At 67.2% G+C, this 20,038-nt stretch carries 17 protein-coding genes; 11 read left to right on the forward strand and 6 right to left on the reverse strand.

All coding sequences use genetic code 11. From position 1 onward, the window contains the following. Position 1: 1 nt before the first annotated feature. From QTH86_RS13135 to QTH86_RS13145, 3 genes are all read right to left on the reverse strand, one after another. Positions 2–937 (reverse strand): tripartite tricarboxylate transporter substrate binding protein, encoded by a 936-nt coding sequence (locus tag QTH86_RS13135; RefSeq protein ID WP_286649160.1) that lies wholly within the window; start codon positions 935–937, stop codon positions 2–4. A 79-nt stretch (positions 938–1,016) separates the two neighbouring features. After that, positions 1,017–2,033, reverse strand: a complete 1,017-nt coding sequence (locus QTH86_RS13140) for an amidohydrolase family protein (protein WP_286649161.1) — start codon at positions 2,031–2,033, stop codon at positions 1,017–1,019. Between the two features lie 129 nt (positions 2,034–2,162). Beyond that, positions 2,163–2,825 (reverse strand): TetR/AcrR family transcriptional regulator, encoded by a 663-nt coding sequence (locus tag QTH86_RS13145; RefSeq protein WP_286649162.1) that lies wholly within the window; start codon positions 2,823–2,825, stop codon positions 2,163–2,165. Positions 2,826–2,932: 107 nt separating this feature from the next. Here QTH86_RS13145 and QTH86_RS13150 point away from each other — a divergent pair, with 107 nt between their 5' ends. Beyond that, a complete protein-coding gene (locus QTH86_RS13150) occupies positions 2,933–4,009 on the forward strand; it encodes a porin (protein ID WP_286649163.1) in 1,077 nt (358 codons plus the stop codon). A gap of 34 nt (positions 4,010–4,043) precedes the next feature. On the opposite strand, the gene QTH86_RS13155 is transcribed toward QTH86_RS13150, so the two are convergent. Then, positions 4,044–4,970, reverse strand: coding sequence for a LysR family transcriptional regulator (locus QTH86_RS13155; protein ID WP_286649164.1), 927 nt, complete (start codon positions 4,968–4,970; stop codon positions 4,044–4,046). A gap of 156 nt (positions 4,971–5,126) precedes the next feature. Between QTH86_RS13155 and QTH86_RS13160 the strand changes: the two genes are divergently transcribed. Genes QTH86_RS13160 through QTH86_RS13195 form a run of 8 tightly spaced genes read left to right on the forward strand, consistent with a single transcriptional unit; the run spans position 5,127 to position 15,139 of the window. After that, positions 5,127–5,981, forward strand: a complete 855-nt coding sequence (locus QTH86_RS13160) for a fumarylacetoacetate hydrolase family protein (RefSeq protein WP_286649165.1) — start codon at positions 5,127–5,129, stop codon at positions 5,979–5,981. A 14-nt stretch (positions 5,982–5,995) separates the two neighbouring features. Continuing rightward, the gene (locus QTH86_RS13165) at positions 5,996–8,080 is read left to right on the forward strand and encodes a hydantoinase/oxoprolinase family protein (protein ID WP_286649166.1); all 2,085 of its coding nucleotides are present in this window, start codon (positions 5,996–5,998) and stop codon (positions 8,078–8,080) included. Then, positions 8,077–9,867 (forward strand): hydantoinase B/oxoprolinase family protein, encoded by a 1,791-nt coding sequence (locus QTH86_RS13170; RefSeq protein ID WP_286649167.1) that lies wholly within the window; start codon positions 8,077–8,079, stop codon positions 9,865–9,867. Before QTH86_RS13165 ends, QTH86_RS13170 begins: the two co-directional genes overlap by 4 nt. Positions 9,868–9,875: 8 nt before the next feature. After that, on the forward strand, positions 9,876–10,244 hold the full coding sequence (locus tag QTH86_RS13175) for a hypothetical protein (protein WP_286649168.1): 369 nt from the start codon (positions 9,876–9,878) through the stop codon (positions 10,242–10,244). After that, positions 10,241–11,344: a CobW family GTP-binding protein gene (locus QTH86_RS13180; protein WP_286649169.1), complete on the forward strand. Its 1,104-nt coding sequence runs from the start codon at positions 10,241–10,243 to the stop codon at positions 11,342–11,344. Before QTH86_RS13175 ends, QTH86_RS13180 begins: the two co-directional genes overlap by 4 nt. 60 nt (positions 11,345–11,404) lie before the next feature. Next, positions 11,405–12,832 carry an MFS transporter gene (locus QTH86_RS13185; RefSeq protein ID WP_286649170.1) on the forward strand — a complete coding sequence of 476 codons (1,428 nt, stop codon included), beginning with the start codon at positions 11,405–11,407 and terminating at the stop codon, positions 12,830–12,832. A 26-nt stretch (positions 12,833–12,858) separates the two neighbouring features. Then, positions 12,859–13,821, forward strand: coding sequence for a Bug family tripartite tricarboxylate transporter substrate binding protein (locus QTH86_RS13190; RefSeq protein WP_286649171.1), 963 nt, complete (start codon positions 12,859–12,861; stop codon positions 13,819–13,821). A 46-nt stretch (positions 13,822–13,867) separates the two neighbouring features. Beyond that, positions 13,868–15,139: a porin gene (locus QTH86_RS13195; protein WP_286649172.1), complete on the forward strand. Its 1,272-nt coding sequence runs from the start codon at positions 13,868–13,870 to the stop codon at positions 15,137–15,139. Here QTH86_RS13195 and QTH86_RS13200 read toward each other — a convergent pair. Further along, a complete protein-coding gene (locus QTH86_RS13200; protein ID WP_286649173.1) occupies positions 15,136–16,098 on the reverse strand; it encodes a LysR substrate-binding domain-containing protein in 963 nt (320 codons plus the stop codon). The genes QTH86_RS13195 and QTH86_RS13200 overlap by 4 nt on opposite strands. 96 nt (positions 16,099–16,194) lie before the next feature. Here QTH86_RS13200 and pcaH point away from each other — a divergent pair, with 96 nt between their 5' ends. Both pcaH and pcaG read left to right on the forward strand, forming a co-directional pair. Beyond that, positions 16,195–16,926, forward strand: coding sequence for a protocatechuate 3,4-dioxygenase subunit beta (gene pcaH, locus QTH86_RS13205; protein ID WP_286649174.1), 732 nt, complete (start codon positions 16,195–16,197; stop codon positions 16,924–16,926). Between the two features lie 17 nt (positions 16,927–16,943). Next, positions 16,944–17,549 carry a protocatechuate 3,4-dioxygenase subunit alpha gene (pcaG, locus tag QTH86_RS13210; RefSeq protein WP_444813765.1) on the forward strand — a complete coding sequence of 202 codons (606 nt, stop codon included), beginning with the start codon at positions 16,944–16,946 and terminating at the stop codon, positions 17,547–17,549. A gap of 58 nt (positions 17,550–17,607) precedes the next feature. Here pcaG and QTH86_RS13215 read toward each other — a convergent pair whose 3' ends face one another. Further along, positions 17,608–20,016 (reverse strand): TonB-dependent siderophore receptor, encoded by a 2,409-nt coding sequence (locus QTH86_RS13215; protein ID WP_286649175.1) that lies wholly within the window; start codon positions 20,014–20,016, stop codon positions 17,608–17,610. Positions 20,017–20,038: the final 22 nt, after the last annotated feature.

Raw genomic sequence — 20,038 nt, forward strand, 5'->3', positions numbered from 1 at the left:
CTCATTCCGCCTGGATGTTCGCGTCTTTGACGATGCGCGCGTAGTTGGCCATCTCCTTGTCGAGGAAGGCCGAGAACTCTGCTGGGGTGCCCGAAGCCGACACGAAGCTCTGAGGCTTCAGGCGCTCGTTGACGAACGAGGAGTTCATCGCGGTCTGCACCTCCGATGCCAATCGGGAGGTGATCGCCGCGGGCAATCGGGCCGGCGCCCACAAGCCGTACCACGACACCATCTCGAAACCCGGCAAGCCGGACTCGGCCACGGTCGGCACGTCGGGCATCGATGGCAAGCGTTGCCGTGTCGTCACGGCGAGCGGCCTCAGCTTGCCGCTCGCGATGTTCGGCGCCGACGATGGAATCGCATCGATCAGCGCGCTGATCTGTCCCCCCATCACATCGGTCAGCGCTGCGGCAGTCCCCTTGTAGATGATGATGGGGACGTCCAGCTTGGCGCCGCGCTTGATCGCTTCTTGTGCAAGGTGCATCGGCGACCCGGTCGCCGACGTACCGAAAGCGAACTTCTGGGGATTGGCCCGCGCTGCATCGAGAAATTCGCGCAGGTTCGTCCCGGGCGAGCCTGGATAGGCGACCACGACCATCGGAACGGAACCCAGCAACGAGATAGCGGTGAAGTCTCTCTTCACGTCATAGGGCGTCTTCTTCATGATGAGCGGGCTCGCCACGAGCGTCGGCGATTGCAGCAAGAGCGTGTAGCCGTCCGGCGACGCCTTCGCCACCGCTTCGCTGCCGATCAATCCACTCGCGCCCGGCCTGTTCTCGACCACGAAAGGCTGCCCCATCTGCTCGCCGAGTTTCTGCGCGAGCACGCGCGCCACGAGATCGACCGTCCCGCCGGCCACGTAGGGAACGATGATCCTGACCGGGCGCGAAGGGTACGTGTCGGCCCAGGCGAACGCGGGCGCGGCCACGGCGGCCACCAGGGCCAGGGCTTGAACGAACTGTCTTTTTCTCATGGCTTGTCTCCTTGTGGTTGCCGACTTCGGGGAACGCGCCGTGTCAGCAGCATTTCAGCTTGAGCAGGCGCAACGCGTTGCCGAAATAGATGCCGTCCTGCACGTCCTGCGGCAGGTCGAGTTCGTCGATGGCCTGGGGGATGGTGCGCAGGAACATGGGGCCCCCTTCCGGATCGAAGGGGCAGTCCGTGGCGAACAGCACCTGCTTGGCATCGAAGAAGTCCAGGCCGCAACGAATGCCCGACTTGCCCCCCGCGAGGGCGGTGTCCACGTAGAAGCGCTTGAAGTAGTCGATGGGCCGATGCGGCATGCGCGCCAGCAGGCCTTCGTAGTCTTCGTCCGAGGTGCGCGACCCGAACTGGTCCAGCCCGGGGCCGATCCTTCCGTCGAAGTAGGGGATCATGGCACCCATGTGATGGGTGATCACCTTCAGGTCGGGCAGCCGGTCGAAGAAGCGCGAGAACACCATGCGTGCCATGGCTGCGCTGGTTTCGTAGGGCCATCCGAAGGTCCACCAGATCTCGAACTTCGACTTCGTCTCGCTGCTGTAGTCGGCCATGCCGGCACCGCGTGCGGGGTGCATCCAGACAGGCACGTCGTACGTCTCGCAGGCTGCTTCGAAGAGGGGCCAGTACTCGGGATCGTCGAGCGGTCGGCCGTTCACGTTCGTGAAGACCTGGATGCCACGCGCGCCGAGCTGGGTGATGGCCCGCTCCATCTCGGCGAGCGCCGCGGGCACGTTGTTCATGGGAAGTGAGGCGACGAAGGCGGGGAACTTGTCCGGATGCGCATCGCGGATCGTCGCCATCTCGTCGTTCGCAAGACGGGCCAGTTCCGGCGAATCCTCCGGGCCGGCGATCATCTCGATCGGCGGGTTGGACAGGGTGAGGACCTGCTGATAGCCCGGAAAGCCTTCCATCATCTCGAGACGTGCGTCCAGGTCGTAGAGCACGGGAATGGTCAGCCAGCGCTTGATGGCGCCTTTGTCCTTGGCGATGGCGGCCATCCTGTCGAAGTAGGCCTTGGGCAGGATATGGGCGTAACTGTCGATCTTTCGCATGGGCGTCCTGAGGGCTGCGAGCCGAGTTCGACGACGCAGGCCCGCTGTCGAATCGCTCTTTAGTTCACTAAAGGTGAATTATGCGAAGGAGATTGGCCCTGGCGCAAGCGGGCATCGCCCGTGTTTTCCCTAGCGCAGCACGTAAGCCGTCACGACCTCGATGATGTGCGTCATCCGCTGCGTCAGCAGCTTCTCGCTGCCCAGTGGGGTGTTGAAGCCCACCGAGAGGGTGTGGATGTTCGAGAGGTAGAAGTAGGCACAGCCTGCAATGGTGATGTAGAGCTGCATGGGGTCGATGCCCGCCCGGAACAGGCCCGCTTGCTGCCCGCGCTCGACGATGTCGGACAGTGTTTTCAGCAGCGGCGAATTCAGCTCGGTGATCCGGGGCATCGCTGCGAGATGTCTGGCGCGGTGCAGGTTCTCGCTGTTGAGGAAGGTGATGAATTCCGGGTGTGCGATGTAGTAGTCCCACGTGAATTCGACCAGCCGGCGCAAGGCGGCCAGTGGCGGCATGTCCCGCAGGTCGAGGTAGAGCTGCGCATCCCGGATCTCTTCATAGACCGACTCCAGGACGGCCGAGAACAGCGTGTCCCGGTCCTTGAAGTAGTAGTAGACGAGGCGCTTGTGCACCTCGGCTTTCTCCGCAATGCGCTCGAGCCGCGCGCCGCCCAGACCATGCAGGGAGAACTCCTCCTTCGCGGCCGCGAGGATCGCTTTGCGCGAGCGCTCTGCATCACGCGTCTTGGCCTCCGGATCGGCTGCCGTTCGCGTGGTCGTCGTGCGTTTGCTCATGGTCTGGACTGTCGCTCTGCTTCATCGGGTAAGTACGGAATTCTGAAGGCTCCAGGACTGACAATAATTCACCATTAGTGAGTTACCCCCATGATCTGAGGGATCCGATGCAAAAACATGCAGTGGTTGTTTGTGCGCTTGCTGCGGTCAGCGGCGCCTCCATGGCGCAATCGTCCGTCACGCTCTTCGGCGTCGTGGATGCCACCGTCCAGCACGCGAGTCAGGCGGGCGCCAGTGCCAACCGGTTGCTCGGCGCCGGTGGCAACCAGTTCAGTCGGCTCGGATTCCGGGGCACCGAGGACCTGGGGGGCGGCCTGGCGGCTGGCTTCGTTCTCGACATGGGGCTCAACGTCGACACAGGCACCGGTGCACCGACCAGTGCGAACAACCAGGTGAATCTGCCGGCGACAGGCACCACGTTCAATCGCCGCTCGACGGTCAGCCTGAGCAGCCGCGAACTCGGCGAGATCCGGCTGGGCCGAGACTTCGTGCCGACCTACTGGAACATCACCGTGTTCGATCCCTTCGGCACGGCCGGCGCGGGCTCCGCGGCCAATCTGGCGCAGGGCAGCCTCACGCGCGTCTCGACCGTGGTGACCGGGCTGCGTGCATCGAATTCCGTCGGCTACTTCCTGCCTGCCATGAACGGGTTCTACGGGCAGGCGATGTACGCGATGGGCGAGAACGTGTCGCCTGCGCCTGCCGGCACGAGGAACGACGGCAACTATGCCGGCGCGCGCCTGGGCTATGCGGCAGGGCCGCTCAACGTGGCTGCGGCCTATGGCACGACATCACTCGCTTCGGGTGACGTGTCGACGGGGAATCTGGGTGCAAGCTACACCGTCGGTTCGTTCAAGTTCATGGCGCAGTTCTACCGAGACGCAAAGGAGCGGGCCGCAGCGCCTTCGCGCTCACGCGGGTGGCTCGTGGGTGCCCAGATCGAGTTGGGGCAAGGCTACTTCCCCGTTTCCTACTCGCAAGTGCAGGACAACAGCGCTGCCGAACGGAAAGCGGCACAGATCGCCGTGGGCTACGTTCACAACCTGTCGAAGCGAACCGCGGTGTACACGACGTACTCCCGCATCCAAAACAGGAATGGCGCGGCTGTGAGCGGCGGTGGGGTGCCAGGCGTGGTCAACGCCAACTGGACCGGCCTGGACCTGGGGATCCGACATATTTTCTGACCGGCTCCGTCTTGCGACACGTCCGGCACCGCGGTCACGGATGCTCCACGGGGTGGCTCAGGTCGTTCCCCCACGACGCCACCAGTTCCTGGATGAGGCCCGCCACCCATCGGCACGCCGGTGACAGTTTCCCCTGCTTCGGGAACGACAGCGTCACGTTGCGGAACAGGTCAGGCTTGACCAACTTGCTGGCCTGAAGGCGCCCGCTCCGGACATCGTCCGCGATCGAATACGGGCCGAGGATCGAATAGAGGCCTGGCGTATGCGCGACGAGTTCCTTCTGCATCGTGAGCGAGTCGACCTCGATCACCGGCGAGAGGCGAAAGCCCAGGCTGCGTGCGGCTTCGTCCAGAGCGTTGCGCCAGTGGCTGGGGCGGCGGGGCAGCACCAGCCGCCGCTCTGCCAGCCTCGAGAACATGACCGTCGCATCGGCGGTGAGTTCGTCGCCCGGTCCGGAGATGAGGTAGGTGTGGGCCACGCCCAGCAGCTTTTCGTCGTTGCCGCCCGGCCGGGTGAATCGGAAGAGGATCGCCATGTCGACCGTGGCGCTGTCCAGCATGGCATTGAGCTCGGTGCCCTGGGCTTCGGTCACGTTGAGCCGAATACCCGGCTGCTCCGCCTGCAGCCTGGCGAAGACGTGGGTCATCAGCGGATGGGCGGCCGACGGAATGATGCCCACCCGCACTTCGCCGAGCAGTGTTCCGGACTCCTCGCGCAGTTCCTCGGTCAGGCGCTCGGTTTCCTGCACCCACAGCCGAAGCCTCGCGGCTGAGCGCTGCCCCAGTTCGGTCGCGACCACGCCGCGGCCGGTGCGCCGCAACAGCGGCCCGCCAAAGCCCGACTCGAACTCGCTGATCTGACGGCTGATGTGCGACTGCACCGTCTGCCGACGGGCGGCCACCTTGCTGATGCTGCCGGCCTCCAGCACCTCGAGGAACAGCCGGACCGAGGCGATGTTCATAGGGATTTCCCGCATTTGTCATGCTATTTTTGGCATGCCTGAAAGCTCCGAATTCTATCTAGGCAGTGAGCACACGGATTTCTAAAGTCCTCCGATTCGCTTGCCGTACACCTCATGTCGAGGCCCTGCGCGAGCGACGCATCCAAGGAGAACATTGTGAAAATCGCCAGCTTCGTTCATGCGGGCCAGCCCACCTATGGCGTCGTGCAGGACGCCCGCCGCTATCTGCTGCCCACGCCGGACTTCCTCGCGCGCCATCCCGACCTCGTCTCGGTGCTGCGCGCCGACGCGCTGCCGGCGCTCGGGCGCAGCGCTGCAGCCAGCGGCATCGCCGTGGCCGCCAGCGATGTCCGAGCGCTGCCGGTGATTCCGAACCCCACCAAGCTGATCTGCGTGGGCCTCAACTACAAAAGCCACGTTGCCGAGACCAAGCGCGCGGACAGCGACTACCCCTCGCTCTTCCTGCGCTTCAACGACACGCTGGCGGCGAACGGGGACACGGTGCTGCGCCCCGCCTTCTCCGAGCGCTTCGACTGGGAAGGCGAACTGGCCTTCGTGATCGGCAAGGGCGGACGCCACATCCCGAAGGCGCAGGCCTTCGAGCACATCGCCGGCTATGCCTGCCTGAACGACATCAGCGTGCGCGACTGGCAGCGCCACACGCACCAGTTCACGCCGGGCAAGAACTTTCCCGGGACCGCTCCTTTCGGCCCGTACCTGGTGACGCGCGACGAGGTGCCCGATGTGAGCCAGCTGACGGTGGAGACTCGCGTCAACGGCGCGGTGATGCAGCACGCGAGCGTCGGCGACCTGATCTTCGACATCCCCACGATCATCGAATACATCTCGCGTTTCACGCCGCTGTCGCCCGGCGACGTCATCGCCACCGGGACGCCCGGCGGCGTCGGCGACCGGCGCGAGCCGCCGCTCTACATGAAGGACGGCGACGTGGTCGAGGTCGAGGTCACGGGCCTGGGCATTCTGCGCAACCGCATCGGAACGGACGCCTGAAGCGACGCGACACCATGGCCACACGTTCCACCCCCAACCTGCGCATCGCCGTCGACATCGGCGGGACCTTCACCGACATGGCCGCCTTCGACGAGGCGACCGGCGAGTTGCTGTTCGGCAAGGCGCTCTCCACGCACGGCCAGCTGGTCAACGGCATCCAGGCCACGCTCGACAGCGCCGACATCGACCTGCGCGACGGCCAGCTCTTCCTGCACGGCTCGACCATCGCCATCAACACACTGCTCGAGCGCAACGGCGCCCGCACGGCGCTGCTGATCACCGAAGGCTTCCGCGACATCTACGAGATCGGCCGCGTCAATCGCCCGGACGCCTACAACCTCTTCTTCAACAAGCACCAGCCGTTGGTCAAGCGCTCGCTGCGCTTCGAGGTGGCGGAGCGCCTGCGCGCCGACGGCAGCACCCACAAGCCGCTCGACGAGGCGGCGGTGCGCGAGCTGGCGCGCGAACTGCGCGGCCATGACGTGGAAGCGGTGGCGGTGCTGCTGCTGCATTCGTACCGCAACCCGGCGCACGAGCAGCGCGTCAAGCAGATCCTGCAGGAAGAGCTGCCCGGCGCCTTCGTCTGCGCCTCGCACGAGCTGTCGCAGGAGTACCGCGAGTTCGAACGCGTCTCGACCGCGGTGGCCAATGCCTACGTGGGCCCGCGCGTGTCGGCTTACCTGGGTGAACTGGAAACGCACTTGGCCAAGAAAGGCTTCGGTGGTGACTTCTACGTCGTGCAGTCCACCGGCGGCCTGTTTCCGAGCGAGCATGCGCGGCGCGACTGCGTGCGCATGCTGGAGTCCGGCCCCGCGGCCGGCGTGATCGGCGCCCAGGCGATCTGCGCCCAGCTCGGCATGGGCGATGCGATCGCCTTCGACATGGGCGGCACCACCGCCAAGGCCGGCGTGATCAGCGAAGGCCGGCCGCTGACCACCGGCTCGGCGCTGATCGGCGGCTACGAACGCGCCTTGCCGATCCAGATCCCGATGATGGACATCCACGAGGTGGGCACCGGCGGCGGCTCGATCGCCCGCATCGAGACCGGCAACGCGCTGCGCGTCGGCCCGCAGAGCGCGGGCTCCATCCCGGGCCCGGTGGCCTACGGACGCGGCGGCACGGAACCGACGGTGACCGATGCCAACCTGCTGCTCGGGCGGCTCGACGCCGAGCATTTCCTCGGCGGCGAACTCAAGCTCGACCTGCCGGCCTGCGAACGCCAGATGCGCGAGCGCGTGGCCGATGCGCTGGGACTCGATCCGACCGAGGCGGCCGACGGCATCCTGCGCATCGCGGTGACGCAGATGTCGCACGCGGTGAAGGCCGTGACCACCGAGCGCGGGCTGGACGCCGGCAGCTTCACGATGGTGGTGTACGGCGGCGCCGGGCCGCTGCACGCGTCGGCCATCGCCCGCGAGATCGGCGTACGCAAGGTGCTCATCCCGTTCGCGCCGGGCTACTTCTCGGCCTACGGCATGCTGTTCTCGGACCTGCGCTACGACTACGTGCGCTCGGTGTTCCGCAAGCTCAACGACCTGTCCTTCGAGGAGATCGAGGCCGCCTACCTGGCGATGGAAGAAGAGGGCCGCGCCTCGCTGGCGCAGTCGGGCGTCAAGGCCGACGGCGTGGTGATCGAACGCGCGGCCGACATGCGCTACGTCGGGCAGGAACATGCCGTCACGGTCGACCTGCCGATGGCCTTCTTCGCGGGCCGCGACCGCGCGGCGATCAAGCAGCAGTTCGACGACCTGCACAAGGTGCGTTACGGCACCTCGGCGCCGAAGGAGCCGGCCGACCTGGTGAGCCTGCGCGTGACGGTGCTCGGCACCATGAAGAAGCCGCCGAAGCACCATGTGGAGGCCGGCTCGGCGCAGCCCGAGAAGGCATCGCTGCGCACGGTCAAGCCGGTGTACTTCCGCCAGGGCGGATGGGCCGACACCCCGGTCTACACACGCGACCTGCTGCGCGCGGGCAACGCGATCGACGGCCCCGCGCTGATCGAGGAACACGCGTCCACCACCGTCGTCCAGCCCGGCGACGCACTGCGCGTCGACGAACTCGGCAACCTGCAAATCACCATCGGGAGCGACCGCTCATGAACACCCCCACCGCCAGCGCCGCGGCGATCGATCCGGTCACCGTCGAGATCATCCGCAACGGCCTCTACGCCGTCACCGAGGAGATGAAGACCAACCTGACGCGCACGGCCTACAACCTCATCATCTACGAGGCGCTCGACTTCACCGTCGGCCTGTTCACGAAGGAAGGCGACACCGTCTCCATCGGCCTGGGCCTGCCGATGTTCATCCGCGGGATGTCCGAAACCGTCAAGGCCAAGATCCGGCACTTCGGCTACGAGAACATCCTGCCCGGCGACATCCTGGTGACCAACGACGCGTACACCACCGGCAGCCACCTGAACCATTTCACCTTCACCATGCCGGTGTTCCACGAAGGGCGGCTCGAAGGCTTCACCTGCTGCATGGCGCACTGGCTGGACGTGGGCGGCACGCTGGGCAACGTCACCACCGACATCTTCAGCGAGGGGATCCAGATCCCCATCATCAAGTACCAGCGCGAAGGCGTGGTCAACCAGGACCTGATCGACATCATCGCGATGAACGTGCGCCTGGCCGAACGGGCGCTGGGCGACCTGCGCGCGCAGATCACCGCCATCACCACCGGCGAGCGGCGCTATGTCGAGCTGCTGCAGCGCTACGGCGCCGATGCGGTCAACGGTTCCATTCGCCAGATCATGGATTCGTCCGAAGCGGTGGCGCGCAAGAACACGCTGTCGATCCCCGACGGCGTGTACGAGGCCGAGTCCTTCATGGACGACGACGGCCTGGAGATCGGCAAGCGCATCCCGATCCGCGTCAAGGTGACGGTGACCGGCGACGAGATGACGGTGGACCTGTCGGACGTGAGCAAGCAGGTGCGCGGCTTCTACAACTCGGGCTTCACCACGGGCATCGCCTGCGCGCAAGTGGCCTACAAGTGCCTGACCACGCCGACCGACTACCCGGTCAACGACGGCAGCTTCCGGCCGCTGAAGGTGATCATGCCCATGGGCACGGTGATCAGCGCCGAGCGGCCGTACCCGATGCGGGTGTGGATGACCTTCCCGATGACGGTGATCGACACCATCTTCAAGGCGCTGGCGCCGGCCATCCCCGACCGCTCGATCGCCGGCCATCATGCCGACCTCGTGTTCCCGAACATCCACGGCATCTCGCCGGAGGACGGGCGGCTGTTCATCGTCGGCATCGGCCCGCTCGGCGGCGGCTGGGGCGCGAAGTCGACCGAGGACGGCGTGTCGGTGACCGTGTGCATCAACGACGGCGACACCCACAACAGCCCCACCGAGCAGCTCGAGGCCAAGTACCCGGTGCTGGTCGAGAAGTACGAGATCCGGCAGGACTCCGCCGGTGCCGGCAGGTACCGCGGCGGCCTCGGCGCCGAAATGGTGGTGCAGGCGCTGTCGCCATTCACCGTGACCACCCGCATCGACCGCGTGCACTGCAAGCCCTGGGGCCTGGAAGGCGGCGGCGACGCGATGGGCAACGGCATCGCCGTGCGCCACAAGGGCGAGTGGAAGACCGACCACCTCAACGCGAAGATCTTCAACGTGCGACTCGAACGTGGCGACGCGTACAAGATGCTCTCGGGTGGCGGCGGCGGCTTCGGCAGCCCGCTGGAGCGGGAACTCGACCTGGTCGCCGAGGATGTGCGCGAAGGCTATGTCAGCGCAGAGGTGGCGCGCGAGGTCTACCGCGTGGCGCTCGATGCACGCGGCCAGGTCGACCATGCCGCCACGCAGACTCTGCGCAAGGCGCCGAAGGCCGGGGTCAGCGCGTCGTCGACGGTGGCCTGGGACGGCCAGTGACCGTTGCCATGGCCGACGAGTCCGCGCTGCGCGCCGAGCGCCTGCTGGCCCTCTGGAGCGACCTGTCGATGCGGCATGTCGCTCTGAGTGGTGCTTGCGCCTGCGGCACCGGGGGCATCAGCCTGCGCCTGGACGACTTCGAACTCGACATCGTCGGCTACCTCGAAGACGCCGCGCTGCGCTCGGGCGTACCGGCGCTGGTCGGGTTCTTCGGCGGCCTGGCGCAGGCCGAAGCGCGCCCACAGCCGTTGCGGCAGCTGCTGGAAGACGCCGGCGAGGGCCGGCTTCCCGAAGAAGTCGCCGACTGGCTGCTGCCGAAGGTCGAGAAGACGCTGCGTTCCTTCGCGGAACTGCACGGGCCGCGAGGTGGCGAATGACGAATACCGGCGGCCATTTCTCGGCGCTGGTCGCGCAGCCTGCCATCGCGGGCAGGCGTGTGCCGGTCACGGTGCTCACCGGCTTTCTCGGCAGCGGCAAGACCACGCTGCTCAACCAGCTGCTGCGCGAGCCGTCGCTCGACGGCGTTGCCGTCATCGTCAACGAGTTCGGCGCCGTGGGCATCGACCATGACCTGATCGCCCAGACGCACGACGACACGGTGCTGCTGGCCAATGGCTGCCTGTGCTGTGCGGTGCGCGGCGACCTGGTCGAGGCGCTGAACCGTCTGGCGGCCCGGCAGGACCGGCCGCTGCGGCATGTGCTGATCGAGACCAGCGGCCTGGCCGACCCGGGCCCGATCGTGCGCACGCTGATGGGCGATGCCGCGGTGCGCGCGCAGTTCGTGCTGGCCGGCGTGCTCTGCACCGCCGACGCCGTGCTGGCCATGGGCACGCTCGACCGGCATCCGGAAGCGGTGCGGCAGCTGGCCTTCGCCGACCACCTGCTGCTGACCAAGACCGACCTGCTCGACGGCGCACTGCCGCCGCCGGCCTTGCTGCAGCGGCTGCGCGACATCAACGCCACTGCGACGCTGCATGCCGACCGCGGCGAACAGTTGCGGCTGCTCTCGACGCTGGTGCGCCGCGCCGCGGATACCGGCGCAGAGGCATTCGCGCCCGAGGCGCCGCTCTACCGGGGGCCGGCCGCCTCCGACGCAGGCACGGCGGACACCGCATCGCACCGCGACGGCATCCGTTCCTTCGTCATCGTGCGCGATGCACCACTGCCACGCGACGCCTTCGCGGCCTGGCTCGACATGGTCATCGCGATGCGCGGCGAAGACCTTCTGCGCGTCAAGGGCCTGGTGCAACTGGCCGATGCGCCCGACCGCCCGATGGTCATCCACGGCGTGCAGCACCTGTTCGCGCCGCCGACGCTGCTCCCGGCCTGGCCGGGGCCGGACCGGCGCACGCGCATCGTGTTCATCACCCGCGGTGTCGACGCCGAAGCGCTGGAGGACACGCTCGACGTGCTCTTGCGCCGGCACATGCGTCGCCCCGTCGCCACGGCGGCACCGCCACCGGACGCTGCGCCCTGAGAGCCACCCCGCAAAACACGCCGCAGATCGCGCCGCAGACGGATTCGGAGACACAAGAAGATGACAGCCAACCCATCCATCCCTGGCCCAGCACTTTCCAGCCCACCGCAGGCGACCTTCCAGCGCGCGGCCGGGTTGCTGTTCCGCATCGAGAACGTGCCCTTCAGCCGATGGCACACCAAGGCCCGCATCGTCATGGGCAGTGCGACCTTCTTCGACGCCTTCGATGCGCTGGCGCTGGCCTTCGTGCTGCCGGTGCTGATCGCGCTGTGGCATCTGTCCGCGCTGCAGGTCGGCCTGCTGATCGCCTCCGGCTACGCGGGCCAGGTGATCGGCGCGCTGCTGTTCGGCTGGCTGGCCGAACGCCATGGCCGGGTTCCGAGCGTGACCGCGGCGGTCGCGCTCATGTCGGTGATGAGCATCGCCTGTGCCTTCGCCGGCAGCTTCAACGCGCTGTTCGCGCTGCGCTTCGTGCAGGGCATCGGCGTCGGCGGTGAGGTGCCAATCGCCGCGGCCTACATCAACGAACTGTCGCAGGCCAAGGGCCGGGGGCGGTTCTTCCTGCTCTACGAACTCATCTTCCCGCTCGGCCTGCTCGCCGCCGCGCAAGTGGGCGCCTTCGTGGTGCCGCGCTTCGGCTGGGAGTTCATGTTCCTGGTCGGCGGCATTCCGGGCCTGGTGATCCTGTTCTTCATGGCACGGCTGCCGGAGTCGCCGCGCTGGCTGGCGTCGAAGCGGCGCTTCGACCAGGCGGAACGGGTGATCGAGCAGCTCGAGGCGAGCACGCCGGCGCGCAGCCTGGATCCGGTACAGGACAAGGCGCGCATCGCGACGCGGGTCGACACGCTGGCGGCCGGGCTGGCCACCACCCGACCAGCCTCGTGGCGCGAGTTGTTCTCGCCGATGTACCGGCCCCGCACGCTGGCGGTGTGGGTGCTCTGGGCGTCGTCGTACTTCGTCGCCAACGGCATCAACAACTGGTTGCCGACGCTCTATCGCACCGTCTACCACCTGCCGCTGCAACAGGCGTTGCGGATGGCCTCGCTGACCAACGTCCTCAGCACCTGCGCGGTGCTGGGCTGCGCGCTGCTGGTGGACCGCGTGGGCCGCCGACGTTGGGCCACGGCAAGCTTCGTGGTCAGCGGCGCCTTGCTGGGCCTGCTGGCCGCGTTCGGCACCGGCAGTGCCTGGTCAGTGGTGGCGCTGGCGTCCACGGCTTATGCGGTGATGGGCACGACGACCGTGCTGCTGTACCTCTACACGCCCGAGATCTACCCGACGCGGATGCGTGCGATCGGCACCGGGCTGGCGACCTCCTGGCTGCGCATGGCGTCGGCGGCGGCGCCCGCGCTGGTCGGCATCGTCCTGTCCGCCCACGGTATCGCCGCTGTGTTCCTGATGTTCGCGCTGGCCAACGTCGTCGGCTTCATCGCCGCACGCCGGATGGTCGAGACGGCCAACCGCGCACTCGAAGAGATCTCGCCCTGATTCACTTGAAAGCCAATGGAGACATCATGAAAAATAAAATTCTGGGCCTGATCGCCGCATCAGCGGTCGTGGTCGGACCCGTGTGGGCGCAGGCGCCCAAGTTCCCGGATCGGCTGATCCGCATCGTCGTGCCCTTTGCCGCCGGCGGCGGCGTCGATGCCACGGCGCGACTGCTGGGCCAGCAGCTCGGCACGCAACTGAGCGTGCCGGTGATCGTGGAGAACCGCGCGGGGGCCAACGGCGTGCTGGGCGGCAAGGCGGTGCAGACCGCGCCCGGCGACGGCTACACGCTGCTCTTCTCCGCAGCGACCCACGTGCTGGCCAAGCAGGTGATGAGCAATGCGCCCTACGACCCGCAGGCGGACTTCGCGCCGGTGGCGCGCGTGGCCGAAGCGCCACTGATGCTGGTGATCGCACCGAAGCACGAAGCGACCAAGCTCCCGGAACTGCTCGCGGCCATGAGGCAGACGAAGTGGACCGCCGCCATTCCCGCGGCCGGGGCGCCGAGCCATCTGGCCACGCTGCTGCTGGCCCAGCAGGGCAAGGTCGCTTTCAGCTTCGTGCCCTACAAGGGCACGCAGCCCGCGCTGGTGGACGTCGCCGGCGGCCACGTGGACCTGCTGCTGGATTCGATGATCTCCGTGCTGCCGCTCGCGAAGGCCGGCCGGGTGAAGCCGATCGCGATCACCTCGGCGCGCCGCAGCCCGCTCGCGCCGGACGTGCCGACCGCGCAGGAAAGCGGGCTGCCGAACCTGAGCTACGCCTCCTGGTACGGCGTGTGGGCGCCCAAAGGCACGCCGCCGGAGCGGGTGCAGCGCCTCAACCAGGCCATCAACGACGCGGTGCGCGAGCTCGGCAAGTCGGGCGCCTTCTCGGGCCTGGGCATCGAGCCGGTAACGCAGGACGTCGCGCAGTTCTCCCGCTACATCGACGGCTACGTGACGCAGAGCGCCACGCTGCTGAAGGACGCTGGCTTCAAGCCCGAGTGAACCGGCGCATCGCTTTCCATCCAACCAGAAAAAACGGAGACATCCCATGAAGACGTCCATCGCAGCGGCTGCGCTGCTGTGCTGCAGCGCGGCCGCCACCGCGCAGAGTTCGGTCACGCTGTTCGGCGTGCTCGATGCAGGCGTGAGCTACTACACGGCCAAGAGCAGCTTCTACAACAACACCAACCAGTCGGTCGCACCGCCCCAGACGCCGCCTGCGGGCGTGCGTCGCAGCCAGACCGTGATGTCGAACAGCGGCACGTCCAACAGCCGGCTCGGCTTCCGCGGTGTCGAGGATCTCGGCGGTGGATGGGCGGCAGGCTTCTGGCTCGAGGCGGCCCTGGCCAATGACGCCGGTGGCGCGACGTTCTTTTCGCGTCGCTCCACGGTCAGCCTGTCGGGTCCGATCGGCGAGATCCGGCTCGGTCGCGACTTCACGCCGACCTTCTGGAACGACTCGCTCTTCAGCCCGTTCAGCACGATCGGCGTCGGCGCCAACGTGATCTCCGCGGTGGGCACCAACCTCGCCGTGGCCAGGGGCCCGGGATCGGCCACGGCCGCTTCGGACAACTACCTGCGCACCAACAACAGCATCGGCTACTTCCTGCCGCCGAACCTCGGCGGCATCTACGGCCAGGTGCAGTACGCGCTGCACGAGAACGTCTCGCAGAGCGGGCAGGTGGGCAGCCCCTCGCACAAGGGCCAGTTCGCCGGCGGTCGGCTCGGCTATGCGGCCGGCGCGTTCGACATCGCGCTGGCCTACGGCAAGAGCGTCGCGGCCGACACCACGGGGCTCGGCGCCACCGGGCAGCCGAACGGCGTCAATCTCGACGAGAAGCTCAAGACGCTCAACCTGGGTGCTTCGTACAACCTCGGATTCATGAAGCTGTTCGGCGAACTCTCCCGTGTGAAGGACCAGCGTGCCTCCACCGCGCCCGGCGCGACGGGCCTGCTGCTCACGCGCGACGACGACAGGTACAACGGCTGCCTGGTCGGCGTGACGGTGCCGGTGGGCGCCGGCTTGATCAAGGCGGCGTACTCGAAGGTCAGGTTCGACAATGACCTGGGCTCGGCGGCTGGCCCGTCGCGCGATGCCTCGGTCGACAAGATCGCCGTCGGCTACGAGCACAACCTGTCGAAGCGCACCGCGCTGTACGTGACCGCCGCGCGCGTCCGTGCCAGGAACGCGCAGAACAATCCGGCCGTGATGGGTGTGGCCACTGGGACCGCAGCCTATCTGTCGACGGGTGCCGGCACGACGGGTTATGCGCCGGCGCGCTCGACGGGCTACGACCTCGGAATTCGCCACGCGTTCTAGGGTGCCAGCGCCGCCGCGTGCGCCGATGCGCCTTCGCGCAGCAAGGCCGCCAGCGTGCGCTGCGCGGCCGACAGTTCCACCCCGCTGCGCAGCAGCAGGCCGACCGGCTCTTCGGTACCGGCCGTGGGCACGCGCAGCCGCACCAGCGCGCCCGACAACAGTTCGTCGCGGACGGCGCCGGCCGGCGTGAACCACACGGCGTCCGAGCGAAGCACCAGCGCCCGCGCCACCGCGAGATCGAGCGTCTGCGTGTGCGTCGCGGGCAGGCGCAACCCGAGGCCCGACAGCAGGCTCTCGGTGTGGTGCCGGGGAATCGTGCCTTCGCTGTAGACCACCAGCGGATGCGCCATCGCGTCCTGCACCGAAGTCGATGCGGCACCGACCAGCGGATGCCCCGGACGCACGACCATCGCCAGCGGCTCGGCGCACAACAGCTCGAAGCTCAGGCCCGCCATGCGCTGCGGGTCGCTCATGCGGCCGCACACCAGGTCGAGTTCGCCAGCGCGGAGCGCATCGAACAGCACGGCGTTGACGCCGGTGCGCACCTCGACCTGCAGCGCCGGCATGCGTTCGCGCAGCGTCAGGAGCGCATCGACGAGCAAGGTCGGCGCCACGCTGGGCAACGCGCCCACGCGCAGGCGCTCGACGCGCTCGCCGCCATCGGGCCGCAGCGCCTCTGCGCCGGCGTCGATGGCTTCGAGCACGCGCAGCGCATGGGCCAGCAGCTGTTCGCCGGCGACGGTGAAGCGCTGGATGCCGCGCCGCCCTGCCTCGCCGCGCTCGACCAGCCGCGTGCCGGCCAGCGCCTCGAGCTCGGCCAGTGTCTTGGACATCGCCGGCTGACTCAGCGACAGCCGCTCCGCGGCCCGCGCCAGATGGCGCTCCTGCGCCACCGCCACCAGACAGCGCAGATGCCGCAGCTGCACGCCGCGCGCGAAGACCTCGGAAGGCGTCGTCATCGAATTACCAATGGTTATGAGAAATCAAAGAATGATCAATTTACATCAACAGCGCGCATGAATAGAGTGCGAGTTCCCCCGACGATGGAGACACCCATGACCTCACCCGCCACTCCCGGCGCCGCCCTGCCCACGCTCGACCCGCGCGACTGGGAGAGCCACCCCAAGTACATCTACTCCGGCTACAAGTCGACGGCCAAGCGCGGCCCGCTGCAGCCGCTGATTCCGCTGAAGGCCTCGCTCGGCGAGTTGCAGCAGCCGGTGTACGGCCACAGCAGCATCGGCGAGTTCGACCACGACCTCACGCGCAACGCGCGCCGCAACGGCGAGCCGATCGGCGAACGCATGATCCTCACCGGGCAGGTCTTCGACGAGCGCCGCCGCCCGGTGCGCAACACGCTGGTCGAGCTGTGGCAGGCCAACGCGTCGGGCCGCTACGTGCACAAGGTCGACCAGCACGACGCACCGCTCGACCCGAACTTCCTCGGCGCCGGCCGCTGCCTGACCGACGACGAGGGCCGCTACCGCTTCCTCACCATCAAGCCCGGCGCCTACCCCTGGGGCAACCACCCCAACGCCTGGCGCCCGCAGCACATCCACCTGTCGCTCTTCGGCCAGCACTTCGCGAGCCGGCTGGTGACACAGATGTACTTCCCCGGCGACCCGCTGCTGCAGTACGACCCGATGGTCACCGGCACGCCCGAGAAGTACCGCAACCGGCTGATCGCCGACTTCAGCCTCGACATCGCCGAGCCCGACTTCGCGCTGGGCTACCAGTTCGACATCGTGCTGCGCGGTGCCGACGAGACGCCTTTCGAAAACCGCTGAAGCAGGAGACTCCCACCATGATGAGCGCACTGGAAACCAACTTCGGCCAGACCCCGTCGCAGACGGTCGGCCCCTACTTCGCCTACGGCCTCACGGCCACGCAGTACGGCTACGACTTCGACCAGCCCTTCGACGCGACCGTGGCACTCGACGATGCCACCGGCGAACGCATCCGGCTCGAAGGCCGCGTGTTCGACGGCGACGGCAATGCGATCTTCGACGCGATGATCGAGATCAGCCAGCCCGACGGCGAAGGCCGCTATCCGCAATCGGTGGACGACGCGCAGGCCCGCGGCTTCCGCGCCTTCGGCCGCTGCGGCACCGGCACCGACGCGCAGAAGCGCTTCGTGTTCCACACCGTGAAGCCGGGCGCCGAAGCGCCGGGCGAAGCACCGCACATCAACGTGATCGTGACGATGCGCGGCCTGCTGCTGCATGCGTTCACGCGCATCTACTTCAGCGACGAGGCGGCCGCCAACGCCGAAGACGCGGTGCTGCAGAGCGTGCCCGCCGCGCGCCGCCCCACGCTGATCGCACAGCGCGTGGAGCAGGACGGCGCGGTGCTCTATCGCTTCGACATCCACATGCAGGGCGCGAACGAGACGGTGTTCTTCGACGTCTGAGTCTTTTCCCGCATACAGAAGGGGCGCGCCTTCCGGCGCGCCGGCGAAAGATCGGCCTCTACCAACGATAGTTGGCCGTCGCGACGAACTCCCGTTCGTCACCCGGATAGCAAGTGCCGTAGCTGCAATTGACGAGATGCTTCTTGTCGAACAGGTTGCGCGCGTTGAGTGAAATTTCCCACTGACGATTCACCTGGTAACCCATGCGAGCATCCACGAGCGTGACCCGCGGCACCCAGCGCACATTGTCATAGTCGGGGACCTTGCCGGTGTGGCGGATGCCAAGCCCCAGCTTGAGTCCTTGGATCAGATCGGCTGGCACCCGGTAGTTCAACCAGACCGCCGCCTTGTGCGCAGGCACCAAACCGTTCTTGCGCCCCACCAGCGCAGGGTTGGTGTCCTCGGTCACCTTGGCGTTTGTGTAGCTGTAGCTCGCCGTCACGTCGAGCCCCCGGCTCAGGCTGGCGTTGGCCTCAAGCTCCAGCCCGCGTGAGCCTACCCGCCCGCGCTGCACGCTGAAGTCCTGTCGCAGCGGATCGGTCACCGACACGTTGCGCTGCGAGATGTCGAACACCGCGGCCGAGATCATCGCGTTCGTTCCCTGCGGCTCGTAGCGCAAGCCGACCTCGTACTGACGCCCGCTCGTCGGCTTGAAGGGCGTGCCATCGAAGCTGGCACCCGATTGGGGCTCGAACGAAGTGCTGTAGCTCACATAGGGCGACAGACCGTCGGCCAACAGCCAGACGCCTCCCAGGCGTCCGGTCACCTTGTTTTGCCGGATGGGCGCATCGGCCCAGGAGGCGATGACGGTCTCCCGATAACGGTCCTGACGCAGACCCGCCACAACGACGAACTGGTTGTCGAATTTGGCCTGGTTCTGCACATACAGGCCGGCCTGCCGGCTCTTCGAGAGCTGGAACGGGACGAGTTCCGGTGCGATGTACGCGCCCACGCCCTGGCCTGTCGACAGGTCATAGGGTGAAGTCATGCCGACGCCGCGGTACATCGCGCCTTCGACGTTGCTCAGATCGAGACCGGCGATCGTCGTGTTGGCCCACTTGCCGACCGACCACTTGCCCTCGACAAAGTTGTCGGACTGCCATGCCTTGCCTTCGTCCTGCATGTCCTGCGCGGCGCGTTCCACGAGCGTCCCGCGTGGAATGCTGGCTGGGAACGATCGCCGGTAGTCGAGCTTGGTGTTCGTGTATCGGGTGCGGCTGTGAAAGCTCAATGCGTCGCTGAAGCGGTGGTCCAGCAGGAATCCGCCCGACCATTGGTCGCGATAGAAGCGGTCCCGCCCCCTTTCGACCACGCTGACGTAGCGGCCGAAGGCTTCGTCGTAGCTGTAGGGGTACGCGTCACCTCTGATCTTCTCCTGCTGGACGTCCGCCAACAGCGTCAGCTCGGTATCGCGGTTCAGGCGGAGCGTCAGCGAAGGCGCGAAATAGCGCTGATCCTTGTCGGTTTGTGGGGTCGGCAGGTCGTAGTGCTCGGTCAATGCGACCATCCGATAGAGCACCGTGCCATCTTCGTTCAACGGGCCGGACAGGTCGGCGGCCACGCCTTGGCGATCGAGATCGCCTGCGCGCAGCCGGATCGCGCGTTGCGTTTCCTGGGTCGGTCGCTTGGTGATCGAGTTGACGACCCCGCCGGGTGCATTGCTGCCGACGAGCAGCGAAGCCGGGCCGCGGAGGAATTCGACGCGTTCCACGCCGTAGCTGTTGAGCCGGGGCACGGCATAGGCGCCGCCCACTTCCTTCAGTCCGTCCCGGTAATTGGCGCCGTAGGTAGTGCCGATGCCACGGGCAATCGACCAGTCGTAGCGGTCATCGCGCCCGTAGGTCATGGGTGTGAAACCCGGCGTGTACTCCAAAGCCTCAGCCAGGCTCGAAGCGCCGCGCGCATCCAGCACGTCGCGGGTCACGACCGAGATCGACTGGGGGATCTCGCGGGTTGCCGTGTCCGTTTTCGTGCCGGTCGAACTGCGTCTGGCCACATAGCCGTCGACAGGACCGGTTGCGGTCTCCTGCCCGGCTCCAGCGCTCACGGTGACCATGGGCAACATGGGCGCTCCGAGCGGCGCTGTTGCTTCAGGCTTCCCCACCACCGGCGGTGCTTTTTTCAGCGTGTAGCCGCGCTCATCGCTACGCGCTATCTCCAACTCGGTGCCGGTCAGTGCCTGGGCGAAGGCTTGTTCCGTCGTCAGGTTCCCACGCACGGGGGCACTGGTGCGGCCGGCGACCAGCGCGGGATCGATGACGATGATGCGGCCAGCCCGGCGGGCGATGCCGGTGAGTGTAGCGTCCAACGGTCCACCGGGCAGATCGTAGGCAGTGGCTTGGCTGCTGCCGCCCAACTGCGCCCAGGCCGCTTGATGGAACAGCGAACCCGTCAACGCGAGCAGAACTGCCAGAGAGAGTGGGTGCAACGGATTGGACGTGCCGTCAGGGCGATGGTGTGGATGCATGCGTTTCTCCGGAAAGCAAGTG

The organism is Variovorax sp. J2L1-78, assembly GCF_030317205.1.
Lineage (GTDB): Bacteria > Pseudomonadota > Gammaproteobacteria > Burkholderiales > Burkholderiaceae_C > Variovorax > Variovorax arabinosiphilus.